Raw genomic sequence first — 15,705 nt, forward strand, 5'->3', positions numbered from 1 at the left:
ATCTGACTAGTGTAGAAATGGGGATTCAGCAGATATAAAAAAACCCGCCGGGGCGGGTTTTTTTACGTTACTGCAAATTACTCTGCAGCAGCTTCTGCTTTCTCTGAACGATCAACCAGCTCGATGTAAGCCATCGGCGCGTTGTCGCCTGCACGGAAACCACACTTCAGAATACGAGTGTAACCACCGGCACGGCTCGCGAAACGCGGGCCCAGTTCGTTAAACAGTTTTGCCACGATCTCGTTATCACGAGTACGGGCGAATGCCAGACGACGATTAGCAACGCTGTCAGTCTTGGCAAGAGTAATCAGCGGCTCAACTACGCGACGCAGCTCTTTCGCTTTAGGCAGGGTCGTCTTGATGATTTCATGACGAACCAGTGAACCTGCCATGTTGCGGAACATAGCCTGGCGATGGCTGCTGTTGCGGTTCAGTTGACGACCACTCTTACGATGGCGCATGACCTTATCCTTCTCAGTAAAACCTTAACCTGTGATCCGGTTACTCGTCAGCAATGCTTGCCGGTGGCCAGTTTTCCAGGCGCATGCCCAGAGACAGACCACGTGAAGCCAGCACGTCTTTAATCTCGGTAAGAGATTTTTTACCCAGGTTCGGCGTTTTCAGCAACTCAACCTCGGTACGCTGTACCAGATCACCGATATAGTGGATAGCTTCTGCCTTGAGGCAGTTAGCAGAGCGGACAGTCAATTCCAGATCGTCAACAGGGCGCAGCAGGATCGGATCGAATTCTGGTTTCTCTTCTTTCACTTCCGGCTGACGTACATCACGTAAGTCAACGAAAGCTTCCAGTTGTTCTGCCAGGATGGTTGCCGCACGACGAATCGCCTCTTCAGGATCGATTGTGCCGTTGGTTTCCATTTCGATGACCAGCTTGTCCAGGTCGGTACGCTGTTCTACACGCGCTGCTTCAACATTGTAGGCAATACGCTCTACAGGGCTGTAGCATGCGTCGACCAGCAGACGGCCGATTGGGCGCTCATCTTCTTCCGAATGAATTCGGGCAGAAGCCGGCACATAACCACGACCGCGCTGAACTTTGATACGCATGCTAATAGCTGCGTTCTCATCGGTCAGGTGGCAGATCACGTGCTGCGGCTTGACGATTTCAACATCACCGTCGTGGGTGATGTCGGCTGCAGTCACAGGGCCAATGCCAGATTTATTCAGAGTAAGAATAACTTCATCTTTACCCTGAACTCTCACCGCCAGCCCTTTCAGGTTGAGCAGGATTTCAAGGATATCTTCCTGAACGCCTTCTTTGGTGCTGTACTCATGAAGTACACCATCAATCTCAACCTCGGTCACCGCGCAACCCGGCATCGATGAGAGCAGAATACGGCGCAGTGCGTTACCCAGAGTATGGCCAAAGCCACGCTCTAAAGGCTCAAGGGTCACCTTGGCGTGCGTCGAACTCACTTGCTCGATATCTACCAGGCGCGGTTTTAGAAACTCTGTCACAGAACCCTGCATTGTGTCCTCTCTTTGGTACTAAGCTTTACTTGGAGTAAAGCTCGACGATCAGGTGTTCGTTAATGTCCGCAGACAGATCAGAACGTTCTGGCTGACGCTTGAACGTACCTTCCATCTTGCCAGCATCAACTTCCAGCCAGGTTGGCTTTTCACGCTGCTCAGCCAGCTCCAGAGCGGCTTTCACGCGAGATTGCTTTTTCGCTTTCTCACGAATGCTAACAACGTCATTCGCTTTAACCTGATAAGAAGCGATGTTAACAACACGACCGTTTACCATGATTGCTTTATGGCTAACCATCTGACGTGCTTCAGCACGAGTGGCGCCAAAGCCCATACGGTATACAACGTTGTCCAGACGACCTTCCAGCAGAGCCAACAGGTTTTCACCGGTGTTGCCTTTCAGACGTGCTGCTTCTTTATAGTAGTTACGGAACTGACGCTCCAGCACACCGTACATACGGCGAACTTTCTGCTTTTCACGCAACTGCACACCATAGTCAGACAGACGCGGTTTACGCGCACCGTGCTGGCCAGGAGCTTGTTCAATTTTACACTTGGTATCGATCGCGCGAACGCCAGACTTAAGGAATAAGTCGGTGCCCTCACGACGGCTCAGCTTGAGCTTAGGACCCAAATATCTTGCCATTTTCTATCTCCAACAAACCTGGAAAACGAACGCGTTATACGCGACGTTTTTTCGGCGGACGACAACCGTTATGAGGGATCGGAGTCACATCAGTAATATTAGTGATGCGGAAACCAGCGGCGTTCAGAGCACGAACGGTAGATTCGCGACCCGGACCCGGACCTTTTACCATAACTTCCAGATTCTTGATGCCGTATTCTTTTACGGCTTCAGCGCAACGCTCTGCTGCAACCTGAGCTGCGAACGGAGTGGATTTGCGAGAACCACGGAAACCGGAACCACCGGCTGTTGCCCAACCCAGTGCGTTACCCTGACGATCAGTAATAGTAACGATGGTGTTGTTGAAAGAAGCATGGATATGAGCCACGCCGTCAGAGACTTGTTTTCTTACACGCTTACGTGCACGAACTGGTGCCTTTGCCATTATTCAATCACCCCGATTATTTCTTGATCGGTTTGCGCGGACCCTTACGGGTACGTGCGTTGGTCTTAGTACGCTGACCGCGCACTGGCAGACCACGACGATGACGCAAACCGCGATAGCAACCAAGATCCATCAGGCGCTTGATGCTCATGCTAACTTCACGGCGCAGATCACCTTCAACGACAAATTTGGCAACTTCGTCACGCAGCGTGTCGATTTGTTCTTCAGACAGCTCACTGATCTTAACATCTTCAGCGATACCCGCTGCAGCCAGAATGGCTTTAGAACGGGTCTTGCCGACGCCATAGATCGAAGTTAATGCGATCACAGCATGTTTCTGATCAGGAATGTTAATGCCTGCTATACGGGCCACTATGCACTCCTACTATTTAATATGTACGCACCATGCTGAAAAGCCCGTTTTCAGGATACTCAAATGGAAACGTACAGACATACAAAAGATTGGCTGGCTAATCTAGCCAGCTCAACCCAACTTTGCAAGAAAAATATGCGAAATAATCAGCCTTGGCGCTGTTTATGCTTCGGCTCGGCACTGCAAATCACACGGATGACACCATCACGCTTAACGATTTTGCAGTTACGGCATAATTTCTTGACGGAAGCACGAACTTTCATTTTTACTCTCCGTAACTTCTCGGGCGCCCTGTTAGCGGCCGTAGCCTTTCAGGTTCGCCTTCTTCAATGCAGACTCGTACTGACTTGACATCATCAGAGTTTGCACTTGAGCCATAAAGTCCATAATCACGACAACAACGATAAGCAGTGAGGTCCCACCGAAGTAGAACGGTACTTTCATTGCATCACGCATGAACTCCGGGATCAGGCAGATAAAAGTAATATAAAGCGCACCAACCAAAGTCAGGCGAGTCATTACTTTATCGATATACTTCGCCGTTTGCTCTCCCGGACGAATTCCTGGTACAAATGCACCGGACTTCTTCAGGTTATCTGCTGTTTCACGCGGGTTGAAGACCAACGCCGTGTAGAAGAAACAGAAGAAGATGATCGCAGACGCATAGAGTAACACATAAAGCGGTTGCCCAGGCTGCAAATACAGCGAAATTGTTGTCAGCCAGTTCCAACCAGTACCGCCCCCGAACCATGACGCGATGGTTGCCGGGAACAGAATAATACTGGAAGCGAAGATTGCCGGGATTACCCCTGCCATATTCACTTTCAGCGGTAAATGTGTGCTCTGTGCAGCATAGACACGACGACCTTGCTGACGTTTAGCGTAGTTTACCACAATGCGGCGTTGACCACGTTCAACGAAAATAACAAAGAACGTCACTGCAAATACTAATACTGCAACCAACAGCAACAGGAGGAAGTGCAGGTCGCCTTGACGCGCTTGCTCGATAGTATGGGCAATGGCTGGCGGGAGTCCCGCAACAATACCAGCGAAAATAATGATCGAGATACCGTTACCGATACCACGTTCAGTAATTTGTTCGCCGAGCCACATCAGGAACATTGTTCCTGAGACCAGACTTACAACAGCGGTGAAATAGAATGCAAAGCCTGGGTTAATAACCAGGCCCTGCATACCAGGCATATTCGGCAGACCGGTAGCAATACCGATCGACTGGAATATTGCCAGCACCAGAGTACCGTAGCGGGTGTACTGGCTGATCTTACGACGACCAGACTCCCCTTCTTTCTTCAATTCTGCCAGGGTCGGATGAACGACCGTCAACAGCTGGATGATAATCGATGCCGAAATATACGGCATGATACCCAGAGCAAAGATAGAAGCACGGCTGAGAGCACCACCAGAGAACATGTTAAACATTTCAATGATGGTGCCACGCTGTTGCTCAAGCAGTTTGGCAAGTACAGCGGCATCAATACCAGGGATCGGAATAAAAGAGCCAATACGGAAAACAATCAGCGCACCGATTACAAACAAAAGTCTGCGTTTCAGTTCGCCAAGCCCACCTTTGGCACTTTGAAAATCTAATCCCGGTTGTTTAGCCATCTGCTACTTATTCCTCAATTTTACCGCCAGCAGCTTCGATAGCAGCACGAGCACCTTTAGTAACACGCAGGCCACGAACAGTTACCGGAGTAGAAACTTCACCAGACAGGATCACTTTCGCGAACTCGATCTGGATGCCGATAATGTTAGCCGCTTTCAGCGTATTCAGGTCTACAACGCCGCCTTCAACTTTCGCCAGGTCAGACAGACGAACTTCGGCTGTAATCGCTGATTTGCGAGAGGTGAAGCCGAACTTCGGCAGACGACGGTACAGTGGCATCTGACCACCCTCGAAACCGCGACGTACGCCACCGCCAGAACGAGAGTTCTGACCTTTGTGACCACGACCACCGGTTTTACCGAGGCCAGAACCGATACCACGACCCAGGCGTTTACCCGCCTTTTTAGAGCCTTCGGCCGGAGACAGAGTATTTAAACGCATCTCTTACTCCTCAACTTTAACCATGAAGTAAACCGCGTTGACCATACCACGTACAGCAGGAGTATCCTCGCGCTCAACGGTATGACCAATACGACGCAGACCCAGGCCAAGCAGCGTTGCCTTGTGTTTCGGCAGACGTCCGATTGCACTGCGGGTTTGTGTAATTTTAATAGTCTTTGCCATGGTCAATTACCCCAGAATTTCTTCAACGGATTTACCACGCTTGGCAGCGACCATTTCTGGAGATTTCATATTTTCCAGACCATCAATAGTTGCACGAACCACGTTAATCGGGTTGGTGGAACCATATGCTTTAGCCAGAACGTTATGAACCCCAGCGACTTCCAGGACGGCGCGCATTGCACCACCGGCAATAATACCGGTACCTTCGGAAGCCGGCTGCATGAATACACGAGAACCCGTGTGAGTACCCTTAACTGGGTGCTGCAGGGTGCCGTGGTTCAGCGCGACGTTAATCATATTGCGACGGGCTTTTTCCATCGCTTTCTGGATCGCTGCCGGAACTTCGCGTGCTTTACCGTAACCAAAACCAACGCGACCGTTACCGTCACCCACTACAGTCAGAGCTGTGAAGGAGAAAATACGACCACCTTTAACGGTTTTAGATACGCGGTTAACCGCGATCAGCTTTTCCTGCAGTTCGCCAGCTTGTTTTTCGATGTGAGCCATCTTACACCTCTACCTTAGAACTGAAGGCCAGCTTCACGGGCAGCATCTGCCAGTGCCTGGACACGACCATGATATTGGAACCCGGAACGGTCAAAGGAAACATCTTTGATGCCTTTTTCCAGAGCGCGTTCAGCAACAGCTTTACCTACAGCTGCAGCGGCGTCTTTGTTACCGGTGTACTTCAATTGTTCAGAGATAGCTTTTTCTACAGTAGAAGCAGCTACCAGAACTTCAGAACCGTTCGGTGCAATTACCTGTGCGTAAATATGACGCGGGGTACGATGTACCACCAGGCGAGTTGCACCCAGCTCTTTGAGCTTGCGGCGTGCGCGGGTCGCACGACGGATACGAGCAGATTTCTTATCCATAGTGTTACCTTACTTCTTCTTAGCCTCTTTGGTACGCACGACTTCGTCGGCGTAACGAACACCCTTGCCTTTGTAAGGCTCAGGACGACGGTAGGCGCGCAGATCTGCTGCAACCTGACCGATCAGCTGTTTATCAGCGCCTTTCAGCACGATTTCAGTCTGAGACGGGCATTCTGCAGTAATACCTGCCGGCAGCGCGTGTTCAACAGGGTGAGAGAAGCCCAGAGCCAGGCTTACTGCATTCCCTTTGATCGCTGCACGATAACCTACACCAACCAGCTGCAGCTTCTTAGTGAAGCCTTCGGTAACACCGATAACCATTGAGTTCAGCAGGGCACGCGCGGTACCAGCCTGAGCCCAGCCATCAACGTAACCAGTACGTGGGCCGAAGGTCAGAGCATTGTCTGCATGAGTAACTTCAACAGCATCGTTGAGAGTACGAGTCAGCTCGCCGTTTTTACCTTTGATCGTAATAACCTGACCGTTGAGTTTAACCTCAACGCCGGCAGGAACAACGACCGGTGCTTTAGCAACACGAGACATTTTTTCCTCCGATTAGGCTACGTAGCAGATAATTTCGCCACCAAGACCAGCCTGGCGCGCTGCACGATCAGTCATAACACCTTTAGAGGTAGAAACAACTGCGATACCCATGCCGGCCATAACTTTTGGCAGCTCATCTTTACGTTTGTAGATGCGCAGACCTGGGCGGCTGACACGCTGAATGCTTTCTACAACAGCCTTGCCCTGGAAATACTTAAGAGTAAGTTCCAGTTCAGGCTTGGTGTCGCCTTCAACTTTAAAATCTTCGATAAAACCTTCTTCCTTCAGCACGTTGGCGATTGCCAATTTCAGCTTGGAGGAAGGCATGGTGACCGCAGCTTTGTTCGCGGCCTGACCGTTACGGATACGGGTCAGCATATCCGCGATCGGATCTTGCATGCTCATCTGTCTTTACTCCCGTGATTCAATTGGTAATTACCAGCTAGCCTTTTTCAAGCCTGGCACTTCACCGCGCATGGCGGCTTCACGCAGCTTAATACGGCTCAACCCGAACTTGCCCACATAACCATGTGGACGACCTGTTTGACGGCAGCGGTTACGCTGACGAGACGGGCTGGAATCACGCGGCAGAGTTTGCAGCTTGAGAACTGCGTTCCAACGATCTTCGTCGGAAGCGTTCACATCAGAGATGATCGCTTTCAGTTCAGCGCGTTTAGCGAAGAATTTATCAGCTAAAGCTACGCGCTTTACTTCGCGTGCTTTCATTGATTGCTTAGCCATTCAGTAACCCTACCTTACTTGCGGAACGGGAAGTCAAAGGCAGCCAGCAGAGCGCGGCCTTCTTCATCAGATTTCGCAGTAGTGGTAATGGTAATATCCAAACCACGCACGCGGTCGACTTTATCGTAGTCGATCTCTGGGAAGATGATCTGCTCACGGACACCCATGCTGTAGTTACCACGACCGTCGAAAGACTTAGCGGACAGGCCACGGAAGTCACGGATACGCGGTACAGCAATAGTGATCAGGCGCTCAAGGAACTCCCACATGCGTTCGCCACGCAGAGTTACTTTACAGCCGATCGGATAGCCCTGACGGATTTTGAAGCCTGCAACAGATTTGCGTGCTTTGGTGATCAGCGGTTTTTGACCGGAGATTGCTGTCAGGTCAGCTGCTGCGTTATCCAGCAGTTTCTTGTCAGCGATCGCTTCACCAACACCCATATTCAGGGTGATCTTCTCGACCCGAGGGACTTGCATGACAGAATTGTAGTTAAACTCAGTCATGAGTTTGTTAACTACTTCGTCTTTGTAGTAATCATGCAGTTTCGCCATCGTACTACTCCAAATTACTTGATAGTTTCGCTATTAGACTTGAAGAAACGGACTTTTTTACCGTCTTCGAATCTAAAGCCTACACGGTCAGCCTTGCCGGTTGCCGCATTGAAGAGGGCTACGTTGGAAACCTGAATAGCGGCTTCTTTTTCAACGATGCCACCTGGTTGATTCAGGGCCGGAACCGGCTTCTGATGTTTCTTAACCAGGTTGATGCCTTCTACAATTACTTTGCCGGAAGACAGAACATTTTTTACTTTACCGCGTTTACCTTTGTCTTTACCGGTTAACACGATAACTTCGTCATCACGACGGATTTTCGCTGCCATGATTCGCTCCTTAGAGTACTTCTGGTGCCAGAGAGATAATTTTCATGAACTTCTCAGTACGAAGTTCACGAGTTACCGGCCCAAAGATACGCGTGCCGATTGGCTGCTCGCTGTTATTGTTCAGAATAACGCATGCATTACCATCGAAGCGAATGACAGAACCGTCAGGGCGACGAACACCCTTCTTGGTGCGCACCACTACCGCCTTCAGCACATCACCTTTTTTGACCTTACCACGCGGAATTGCTTCTTTGATGGTGATCTTGATGATGTCGCCTACGCCTGCGTAGCGACGGTGCGAGCCACCCAGAACCTTGATACACATTACGCGACGTGCACCGGAGTTGTCGGCGACGTTCAGCATAGTCTGTTCTTGGATCATTTTAGTGCTCCGCTAATGTCAACTACTACCTGAGACTCTAAAATCAGAGCCGTTAAAAAGCCCCATATCGAGGGCGCGGCATTATAACACCGCTTCTGCGATATGGGTAGAAAAAATAAACGGCTCATTGCTGAGCCGTTTATTCGTATCGAGAAGGCTACTCTATTACAGAACCGCTTTCTCTACAACGCGAACCAGCGTCCAGGACTTAGTCTTGGACAGCGGACGGCATTCACGGATTTCAACCTTGTCGCCGATACCGCATTCGTTGTTCTCGTCATGTACGTGCAGTTTGGTCGTACGCTTGATGAATTTACCGTAGATCGGGTGTTTCACAAAACGTTCGATAGCAACAACCAGGGATTTCTCCATTTTGTTGCTAACAACACGACCTTGCAGAGTACGGATTTTATCGGTCATTACGCACCCGCCTTCTGAGTCAGTAAAGTCTTAACGCGTGCAACATCACGACGAACCTGCTTCAGCAGGTGAGTCTGTTGCAGCTGGCCACTTGCAGCCTGCATGCGCAGGTTGAACTGCTCACGCAGCAGGTTCAGCAGCTCAGCGTTCAGCTCTTCTACGCTTTTTTCACGCAGCTCATTTGCTTTCATTACATCACCGTCTTAGTTACAAAGGTGGTTTTGATAGGCAGTTTCGCTGCTGCCAGGCCGAAGGCTTCACGGGCCAGCTCTTCCGGAACACCGTCCATTTCATACAGGACTTTGCCCGGTTGGATCAAGGCAACCCAGTACTCCACGTTACCTTTACCTTTACCCATACGAACTTCCAGCGGCTTCTCGGTAATTGGTTTGTCCGGGAATACACGGATCCAAATTTTACCTTGACGCTTAACTGCACGGGTCATAGCACGACGTGCTGCTTCGATCTGACGTGCAGTCAGACGACCACGGCCAACAGCTTTCAGACCGAAAGTGCCGAAGCTAACATCCGTACCCTGCGCCAGACCACGGTTGCGGCCTTTGTGCACTTTACGGAATTTTGTACGCTTTGGTTGTAACATCAGCGACGCTCCTTATTTACGGCCTTTACGCTGCTGCTTTTTAGGTTGCGCAGCCGGTTTTTCCGGTTGTTCAACAGCAGCCATACCACCCAGGATCTCACCTTTGAAGATCCATACCTTAACGCCGATTACACCGTAAGTGGTGTGCGCTTCAGAGGTGTTGTAGTCGATGTCAGCACGCAGAGTGTGCAGCGGTACGCGACCTTCACGGTACCATTCGGTACGTGCGATTTCCGCGCCGCCCAGACGGCCGCTAACTTCAACTTTGATACCTTTAGCGCCCAGACGCATTGCGTTCTGTACAGCACGCTTCATAGCACGACGGAACATAACACGACGTTCCAGCTGAGAAGTGATGCTGTCAGCAACCAATTTAGCGTCCAGTTCAGGCTTACGAACTTCAGCGATATTGATCTGTGCAGGAACGCCAGCGATATCCGCTACGACCTTGCGCAGTTTTTCTACGTCTTCGCCTTTCTTACCGATAACGATGCCAGGACGAGCAGTGTGAATAGTCACACGGATGCTCTTAGCCGGACGCTCGATTACGATACGAGATACGGACGCTTTAGCCAGTTCCTTAGTCAGGTACTGACGTACTTTAAAATCGCTGTCCAGGTTGTCAGCGAATTCTTTGGTGTTCGCAAACCAGGTTGAGTTCCATGGTTTTACAATACCCAGGCGAATACCATTAGGATGTACTTTCTGACCCATTGCTAGTCTCCAGAGTCTCAGCGATCGGACACAACCACAGTAATGTGGCTGGTGCGCTTCAGGATGCGATCTGCACGACCTTTCGCACGCGGCATAATGCGCTTCATGCTCGGGCCTTCGTCTACGAAAATTTTCGCAACTTTCAGATCGTCAATGTCAGCGCCATCGTTGTGTTCAGCGTTAGCAATGGCAGATTCCAGAACTTTCTTGACCAGTACAGCCGCTTTCTTATTGGTGTAGGTCAGAATATCCAGGGCCTGCGACACTTTCTTACCGCGAATCAGGTCAGCAACAAGGCGAACCTTCTGAGCAGAAGAACGAGCATGGCGATGTTGAGCTAAAGTTTCCATCTCTTCCTCCTACCTTATTTCTTCTTCGCTTTTTTATCAGCAGCGTGGCCGCGATAAGTACGAGTCGGTGCGAATTCACCCAGTTTGTGACCGACCATTTCATCGGAAACGAATACTGGAACGTGCTGACGACCATTATGGACAGCGATGGTCAAACCGATCATGTTAGGAAAGATCGTTGAACGACGGGACCAAGTGCGCAGGGGCTTCTTGTCTCCGCTTTCCACCGCTTTCTCTACCTTCTTCAGCAAGTGCAGGTCAATAAAAGGACCTTTCTTGAGAGAACGTGGCATGGCTTATCCTCTAATATTATTTGCTACGGCGACGTACGATAAATTTATCAGTACGCTTGTTGCTGCGGGTCTTCTTACCTTTGGTCTGAACGCCCCACGGAGTTACCGGGTGCTTACCAAAGTTACGACCTTCACCACCACCATGTGGGTGGTCGACTGGGTTCATCGCAGTACCGCGAACGGTAGGACGAACACCACGCCAGCGTGCAGCACCTGCTTTACCCAGAACGCGCAGCATATGCTCAGCATTGCCAACTTCGCCCAGGGTAGCGCGGCAGTCTGCTTCGACTTTACGCATTTCACCAGAACGCAGACGCAGGGTGACATAAGCACCATCACGCGCAACGATCTGAACGTAAGTACCAGCGGAACGTGCCAGCTGACCGCCTTTACCTGGTTTCATTTCTACGTTATGAACGGTAGAACCAACCGGGATATTGCGCATCGGCAGGGTGTTACCTGCTTTGATTGCAGCATCAACGCCAGATTGAATCTGGTCGCCAGCTTTCAGGCCTTTAGGGGCCAGAATGTAACGGCGTTCGCCATCTTTGTACAGAACCAGCGCGATGTTCGCGGAACGGTTCGGATCGTACTCAAGACGCTCAACAACTGCTGGGATACCGTCTTTGTTGCGTTTAAAGTCAACAATACGATAAGCCTGCTTGTGGCCACCACCGATGTGACGAGTGGTGATACGGCCATTGTTGTTACGACCACCGGATTTGCTGTTCTTTTCCAGCAACGGAGCAAAAGGCTTGCCCTTGTGCAGCTCAGGGTTAACCACTTTAACAACGTGGCGACGACCCGGAGATGTCGGTTTACATTTAACAACTGCCATTGTATTACTCCTCCGACTTACTCAGCGCCGCCAACGAAGTCCAGGTTCTGGCCTTCTTTCAGGGTGACGTAAGCTTTTTTCCAGTCGCTACGACGACCGATACGCTGTCCGTGACGTTTAACTTTCCCTTTAACAACCAGGGTGTTAACGACTTCGACTTCGACTTCAAACAGTTTCTGCACAGCAGCTTTGATTTCTGCTTTGGTCGCGTCTTTAGCAACTTTGAGAACGATGGTGTTAGTTTTTTCCATCGCAGCAGACGCTTTTTCAGAAACGTGCGGTGCACGCAGCACCTTCAGCAGACGTTCTTCACGAATCATGCCAGCATCTCCTCAACTTGCTTAACAGCATCAGCAGTCATTACGACTTTGTCGAAGGCGATCAGGCTAACCGGGTCGATACCAGTTGCATCGCGTACGTCAACCTTGTGCAGGTTGCGCGCAGCCAGGAACAGGTTTTCGTCCAGCTCACCGGTGATGATCAGCACATCTTCCAGAGCCATGTCTTTCAGTTTCTGTGCCAGCAGCTTAGTTTTAGGCGCTTCTACAGAGAAAGATTCGACAACGATCAGACGATCCTGACGTACCAGCTCGGACAGGATGCTTTTCAGCGCGCCGCGGTACATCTTTTTATTAACTTTTTGACTGTGGTCCTGCGGGCGAGCAGCGAAGGTCACGCCACCGGAACGCCAGATCGGGCTCTTGATAGAACCTGAACGCGCACGGCCGGTACCTTTCTGGCGCCACGGCTTTTTGCCGGAACCAGTTACTTCAGCACGAGTCTTCTGAGCACGAGTACCCTGACGAGCACCAGCTGCATAAGCAACAACAACCTGGTGAACCAGCGCTTCGTTGAAATCACGACCGAAGGTAGTTTCGGAAACAGTCAGCGCGCTCTGCGCGTCTTTCAATACTAATTCCATTGCTATCCCCTTACGCCTTCACAGCTGGTTTAACGATCAGGTCGCTACCGGTTGCACCCGGGACCGCACCTTTAACCAGCAGCAGGTTGCGCTCAGCGTCAACACGTACTACGTCCAGGCTCTGAACGGTTACACGTTCGTTACCCAGCTGACCTGCCATTTTCTTGCCTTTGAACACTTTGCCCGGAGTCTGGTTCTGACCGATAGAACCCGGAACGCGGTGAGACAAGGAGTTACCGTGAGTAGCGTCCTGGGTACGGAAGTTCCAGCGCTTAACGGTACCAGCAAAACCTTTACCTTTAGAGGTACCGGTTACGTCAACTTTTTTAACTTCAGCAAACAGTTCAACGCTAATGTCTTGACCTACGGTGAACTCTTCGCCTTCAGCCAGGCGGAATTCCCACAGACCACGGCCAGCTTCTACGCCAGCTTTAGCGAAGTGACCCGCTTCTGGTTTGGTTACACGGTTAGCTTTTTTAGCACCAGTGGTAACCTGAATAGCGCGGTAGCCATCGTTAGCCAGATCTTTAACCTGAGTAACGCGGTTTGCTTCAACTTCGATTACGGTTACTGGGATTGAAACGCCATCTTCAGTGAAGATGCGGGTCATACCCACTTTTTTACCGACTAAACCAATCATTGTATCAACCTCTCAATCGCTCGATGACCTGATTAACCCAGGCTGATCTGCACGTCTACACCGGCAGCCAGATCCAGACGCATCAGAGCATCAACGGTTTTCTCAGTTGGCTCAACGATGTCAACCAGACGCTTGTGAGTGCGGATCTCGTACTGATCACGCGCGTCTTTGTTGACGTGCGGGGAGATCAGAACGGTAAAGCGCTCTTTGCGGGTCGGCAGCGGGATCGGACCACGGACTTGCGCACCAGTGCGCTTAGCAGTCTCGACGATTTCCGCGGTTGATTGATCGATCAGACGATGATCAAACGCTTTAAGGCGGATACGGATTCTTTGGTTCTGCATGAGACCAGAGCTCCAATTATTTTATAAACGAAAATGATCACTACTCAGACCCATTACGATTGATGGGAGAGTGTAACCGTTCTTACGTAGCCCCCCGATTGGGAGCATTGTTAGGCAACTGAAAAAGATTGTTGCCCGGGGTTCAGATTGAACCAGCTGTCAATTACGACAAGCCCGCGCATTATACGTAAATCTGGGCAGGACGCAAGCCCAGTTTAGAAAATAGACGGCAGGTCTCATTTTTGCGCAGCGACTCGCAAACACAATGTAAAGTTACCCAGTGGTGATAAAAGGCAGGAAAGCGTCTCGCAAACTTTTTTTTTGATGTTTGTTTAGCGGGTGAGTTTGCGCGGAGTATGGCCGCACTTACTCCATTGAGGCCAACGCCAATGCTCATTACCCTCCCCTTTCTGATTGCCTATCTGGGATTAACATTTCTGTTAATACGCGAGGATATCCGGGCCCAGCTCCTTCCGGACAAATATCTCTGTCCGCTATTATGGGCTGGTCTGCTTTATCATCTCTGTCTTCAACCAGCACTGCTGCCTGCCGCAGTGACAGGTTCGATAGCGGGATATGCAGGCTTCGCGATAATTTATTGGGGTTATAAGCTGGTACGTAAACGTGAAGGTCTGGGTTACGGTGACGTGAAGTATCTGGGTGCGTTGGGTGCCTGGCATGGATGGTGCGTGCTTCCTGTGCTGGCATTATTAGCAGCCCTGCTGGCTACTCTCTATCTTTTGGTATACGCGGTGTGTAAACCTGGGGAGCAGACATTAAAAAACCCGCTGCCATTTGGGCCTTTCATGGCGGCAGCGGGTTTAATGGTAAGTGGGCAAAGCCTGATTAGCTTTCCACTTTAATCTGCGACTGGAGGTAATTTTGCAGTCCGATTTTACCGATCAGATCCAGTTCGGTTTCCAGCCAATCAATGTGCCCTTCTTCATCGGCCAGGATCTGAATCATCATATCGCGGCTGACGTAATCGTGAACGCTGTCCGCATAAGCGATAGCTTCACGAAGATCTTTCGCCCCATCAAGCTCCAGCGCCAGATCCGAACGTAGCATTTCTTCGACGTCTTCACCGATGCCCAGCTTGCCGAGATCCTGCAGGTTGGGGATCCCCTCGAGAAACAAAATACGCTCGATGTACTTATCAGCGTGTTTCATTTCATCAATGGACTCATGGTATTCAACATCGTTGAGGCGAGTCAGGCCCCAGTTTTTGAACATTCTCGCATGGAGAAAGTATTGATTGATTGCGACAAGCTCATTTCCCAATAATTTATTGAGATAACTTATGATTTTAACATCACCTTTCATTATAGTCCCTCCGCTTCCACTCATTGAAGCGTAGATGGGCCTACAGGGATGTCAAAAAAAAGAGTGAGACTCAGGCGATCTCTTTGTATTCCGGGATCTGCATCAGTTCGTCCTGCATAATCTCGCGGGCAGCGCGAACACACTTACCGCATTGATTTCCCACTGGAACAAACTTGCGTAGCTGCTGAAAAGATTGAGGGTGAAACTGGCGAACGGCCTGACGAATTTTTTTATCACTTACACCGTTACATAAACAAACGTACATAACCACTCCCGTTCAAAATATGCGCAAAGTGTAAGTGAGAATAATTATGATTACAATAGCACAAGCACGAAGATACGGGGCGGGAACGAACAAAAAATGCGAAAATTTGTGAACGTGACAAACGGCAGATAACAAAAAAGGACGCCGAAGCGTCCTTTTTAATTCAGGGATAATTAATTAGCCCAGAACTTTAGCAACAACACCCGCGCCAACGGTACGGCCGCCTTCGCGGATTGCGAAACGCAGACCATCGTCCATTGCGATTGGGTGGATCAGGGTAACAACCATCTTGATGTTGTCGCCTGGCATTACCATCTCAACGCCTTCTGGCAGTTCGATGGTACCGGTCACGTCAGTAGTACGGAAGTAGAACTGTGGACGGTAGC

At 50.3% G+C, this 15,705-nt stretch carries 31 protein-coding genes and 1 pseudogene; 1 reads left to right on the plus strand and 31 read right to left on the minus strand.

The annotated features are described in order from the left end of the window. Nucleotides 1–77: 77 nt before the first annotated feature. The 28 genes from rplQ to rpsJ form a co-directional block, all read right to left on the minus strand. Nucleotides 78–461 carry a 50S ribosomal protein L17 gene (gene rplQ, locus MXM41_RS22400; RefSeq protein ID WP_001216368.1) on the minus strand — a complete coding sequence of 128 codons (384 nt, stop codon included), beginning with the start codon at nt 459–461 and terminating at the stop codon, nt 78–80. Nucleotides 462–501: 40 nt separating this feature from the next. Further along, nucleotides 502–1,491, minus strand: coding sequence for a DNA-directed RNA polymerase subunit alpha (locus MXM41_RS22405; protein WP_002919219.1), 990 nt, complete (start codon nt 1,489–1,491; stop codon nt 502–504). 25 nt (nt 1,492–1,516) lie between these two features. Then, on the minus strand, nt 1,517–2,137 hold the full coding sequence (gene rpsD / locus MXM41_RS22410; protein WP_032614687.1) for a 30S ribosomal protein S4: 621 nt from the start codon (nt 2,135–2,137) through the stop codon (nt 1,517–1,519). Between the two features lie 34 nt (nt 2,138–2,171). Beyond that, a complete protein-coding gene (rpsK, locus tag MXM41_RS22415) occupies nt 2,172–2,561 on the minus strand; it encodes a 30S ribosomal protein S11 (protein WP_003863312.1) in 390 nt (129 codons plus the stop codon). 16 nt (nt 2,562–2,577) lie between these two features. After that, nucleotides 2,578–2,934: a 30S ribosomal protein S13 gene (rpsM, locus tag MXM41_RS22420; protein ID WP_003031135.1), complete on the minus strand. Its 357-nt coding sequence runs from the start codon at nt 2,932–2,934 to the stop codon at nt 2,578–2,580. A gap of 146 nt (nt 2,935–3,080) precedes the next feature. Continuing rightward, nucleotides 3,081–3,197, minus strand: coding sequence for a 50S ribosomal protein L36 (gene rpmJ / locus MXM41_RS22425; RefSeq protein WP_000868187.1), 117 nt, complete (start codon nt 3,195–3,197; stop codon nt 3,081–3,083). 31 nt (nt 3,198–3,228) lie between these two features. Next, complete coding sequence (gene secY, locus MXM41_RS22430) at nt 3,229–4,560, minus strand: preprotein translocase subunit SecY (RefSeq protein ID WP_039032064.1); 1,332 nt, start codon at nt 4,558–4,560, stop codon at nt 3,229–3,231. Between the two features lie 7 nt (nt 4,561–4,567). After that, nucleotides 4,568–5,002, minus strand: a complete 435-nt coding sequence (rplO, locus tag MXM41_RS22435) for a 50S ribosomal protein L15 (RefSeq protein WP_039032065.1) — start codon at nt 5,000–5,002, stop codon at nt 4,568–4,570. Between the two features lie 3 nt (nt 5,003–5,005). Next, nucleotides 5,006–5,185: a 50S ribosomal protein L30 gene (gene rpmD / locus MXM41_RS22440; protein WP_003863301.1), complete on the minus strand. Its 180-nt coding sequence runs from the start codon at nt 5,183–5,185 to the stop codon at nt 5,006–5,008. Between the two features lie 6 nt (nt 5,186–5,191). Next, on the minus strand, nt 5,192–5,692 hold the full coding sequence (gene rpsE, locus MXM41_RS22445; protein WP_007369821.1) for a 30S ribosomal protein S5: 501 nt from the start codon (nt 5,690–5,692) through the stop codon (nt 5,192–5,194). A gap of 14 nt (nt 5,693–5,706) precedes the next feature. Then, the gene (gene rplR / locus MXM41_RS22450; RefSeq protein WP_039076817.1) at nt 5,707–6,060 is read right to left on the minus strand and encodes a 50S ribosomal protein L18; all 354 of its coding nucleotides are present in this window, start codon (nt 6,058–6,060) and stop codon (nt 5,707–5,709) included. 9 nt (nt 6,061–6,069) lie between these two features. Beyond that, nucleotides 6,070–6,603, minus strand: a complete 534-nt coding sequence (gene rplF, locus MXM41_RS22455) for a 50S ribosomal protein L6 (RefSeq protein WP_325934467.1) — start codon at nt 6,601–6,603, stop codon at nt 6,070–6,072. A gap of 12 nt (nt 6,604–6,615) precedes the next feature. Continuing rightward, the gene (rpsH, locus tag MXM41_RS22460; RefSeq protein ID WP_325934468.1) at nt 6,616–7,008 is read right to left on the minus strand and encodes a 30S ribosomal protein S8; all 393 of its coding nucleotides are present in this window, start codon (nt 7,006–7,008) and stop codon (nt 6,616–6,618) included. A gap of 30 nt (nt 7,009–7,038) precedes the next feature. Then, nucleotides 7,039–7,344, minus strand: a complete 306-nt coding sequence (rpsN, locus tag MXM41_RS22465) for a 30S ribosomal protein S14 (protein WP_013099026.1) — start codon at nt 7,342–7,344, stop codon at nt 7,039–7,041. Between the two features lie 14 nt (nt 7,345–7,358). Then, nucleotides 7,359–7,898, minus strand: coding sequence for a 50S ribosomal protein L5 (gene rplE / locus MXM41_RS22470; protein WP_003863290.1), 540 nt, complete (start codon nt 7,896–7,898; stop codon nt 7,359–7,361). Nucleotides 7,899–7,912: 14 nt separating this feature from the next. Then, nucleotides 7,913–8,227 (minus strand): 50S ribosomal protein L24, encoded by a 315-nt coding sequence (gene rplX / locus MXM41_RS22475; protein ID WP_007724317.1) that lies wholly within the window; start codon nt 8,225–8,227, stop codon nt 7,913–7,915. A 10-nt stretch (nt 8,228–8,237) separates the two neighbouring features. Next, nucleotides 8,238–8,609 carry a 50S ribosomal protein L14 gene (rplN, locus tag MXM41_RS22480; protein WP_002919748.1) on the minus strand — a complete coding sequence of 124 codons (372 nt, stop codon included), beginning with the start codon at nt 8,607–8,609 and terminating at the stop codon, nt 8,238–8,240. Nucleotides 8,610–8,774: 165 nt separating this feature from the next. Continuing rightward, a complete protein-coding gene (gene rpsQ / locus MXM41_RS22485) occupies nt 8,775–9,029 on the minus strand; it encodes a 30S ribosomal protein S17 (protein WP_040078356.1) in 255 nt (84 codons plus the stop codon). After that, nucleotides 9,029–9,220, minus strand: coding sequence for a 50S ribosomal protein L29 (rpmC, locus tag MXM41_RS22490; protein WP_032614707.1), 192 nt, complete (start codon nt 9,218–9,220; stop codon nt 9,029–9,031). Before rpmC ends, rpsQ begins: the two co-directional genes overlap by 1 nt. Then, nucleotides 9,220–9,630 carry a 50S ribosomal protein L16 gene (gene rplP / locus MXM41_RS22495; protein ID WP_002919759.1) on the minus strand — a complete coding sequence of 137 codons (411 nt, stop codon included), beginning with the start codon at nt 9,628–9,630 and terminating at the stop codon, nt 9,220–9,222. The genes rpmC and rplP overlap by 1 nt, the downstream gene beginning before the upstream one ends. A 12-nt stretch (nt 9,631–9,642) precedes the next feature. Beyond that, nucleotides 9,643–10,344, minus strand: a complete 702-nt coding sequence (gene rpsC / locus MXM41_RS22500; RefSeq protein WP_000529945.1) for a 30S ribosomal protein S3 — start codon at nt 10,342–10,344, stop codon at nt 9,643–9,645. Between the two features lie 17 nt (nt 10,345–10,361). Next, a complete protein-coding gene (rplV, locus tag MXM41_RS22505) occupies nt 10,362–10,694 on the minus strand; it encodes a 50S ribosomal protein L22 (RefSeq protein ID WP_002919773.1) in 333 nt (110 codons plus the stop codon). 14 nt (nt 10,695–10,708) lie between these two features. After that, nucleotides 10,709–10,987: a 30S ribosomal protein S19 gene (rpsS, locus tag MXM41_RS22510; protein ID WP_001138115.1), complete on the minus strand. Its 279-nt coding sequence runs from the start codon at nt 10,985–10,987 to the stop codon at nt 10,709–10,711. Between the two features lie 16 nt (nt 10,988–11,003). After that, entirely contained in the window at nt 11,004–11,825 is an 822-nt protein-coding gene (rplB, locus tag MXM41_RS22515; RefSeq protein WP_000301859.1) for a 50S ribosomal protein L2, read from the minus strand. 17 nt (nt 11,826–11,842) lie between these two features. Beyond that, a complete protein-coding gene (rplW, locus tag MXM41_RS22520) occupies nt 11,843–12,145 on the minus strand; it encodes a 50S ribosomal protein L23 (RefSeq protein ID WP_004868363.1) in 303 nt (100 codons plus the stop codon). Next, nucleotides 12,142–12,747, minus strand: a complete 606-nt coding sequence (gene rplD, locus MXM41_RS22525) for a 50S ribosomal protein L4 (RefSeq protein WP_003031119.1) — start codon at nt 12,745–12,747, stop codon at nt 12,142–12,144. Before rplD ends, rplW begins: the two co-directional genes overlap by 4 nt. A 10-nt stretch (nt 12,748–12,757) precedes the next feature. Continuing rightward, nucleotides 12,758–13,387: a 50S ribosomal protein L3 gene (rplC, locus tag MXM41_RS22530; RefSeq protein WP_006817279.1), complete on the minus strand. Its 630-nt coding sequence runs from the start codon at nt 13,385–13,387 to the stop codon at nt 12,758–12,760. A 32-nt stretch (nt 13,388–13,419) separates the two neighbouring features. Next, nucleotides 13,420–13,731, minus strand: a complete 312-nt coding sequence (rpsJ, locus tag MXM41_RS22535) for a 30S ribosomal protein S10 (RefSeq protein ID WP_001181005.1) — start codon at nt 13,729–13,731, stop codon at nt 13,420–13,422. 389 nt (nt 13,732–14,120) lie between these two features. Here rpsJ and MXM41_RS22540 point away from each other — a divergent pair, with 389 nt between their 5' ends. Then, the gene (locus tag MXM41_RS22540) at nt 14,121–14,594 is read left to right on the plus strand and encodes an A24 family peptidase (RefSeq protein WP_325934471.1); all 474 of its coding nucleotides are present in this window, start codon (nt 14,121–14,123) and stop codon (nt 14,592–14,594) included. Here MXM41_RS22540 and bfr read toward each other — a convergent pair. The 3 genes and pseudogenes from bfr to tuf form a co-directional block, all read right to left on the minus strand. Further along, nucleotides 14,578–15,054, minus strand: a complete 477-nt coding sequence (gene bfr, locus MXM41_RS22545) for a bacterioferritin (protein ID WP_325934469.1) — start codon at nt 15,052–15,054, stop codon at nt 14,578–14,580. The genes MXM41_RS22540 and bfr overlap by 17 nt on opposite strands. 70 nt (nt 15,055–15,124) lie before the next feature. Further along, entirely contained in the window at nt 15,125–15,319 is a 195-nt protein-coding gene (gene bfd / locus MXM41_RS22550; protein ID WP_059180778.1) for a bacterioferritin-associated ferredoxin, read from the minus strand. Between the two features lie 177 nt (nt 15,320–15,496). Next, nucleotides 15,497–15,705 (minus strand): annotated as a pseudogene (tuf, locus tag MXM41_RS22555) (elongation factor Tu); the annotation flags it as partial.

Origin of the sequence: Leclercia adecarboxylata (assembly GCF_035787115.1) — a bacterium.
GTDB classification, from domain to species: domain Bacteria; phylum Pseudomonadota; class Gammaproteobacteria; order Enterobacterales; family Enterobacteriaceae; genus Enterobacter; species Enterobacter adecarboxylatus_E.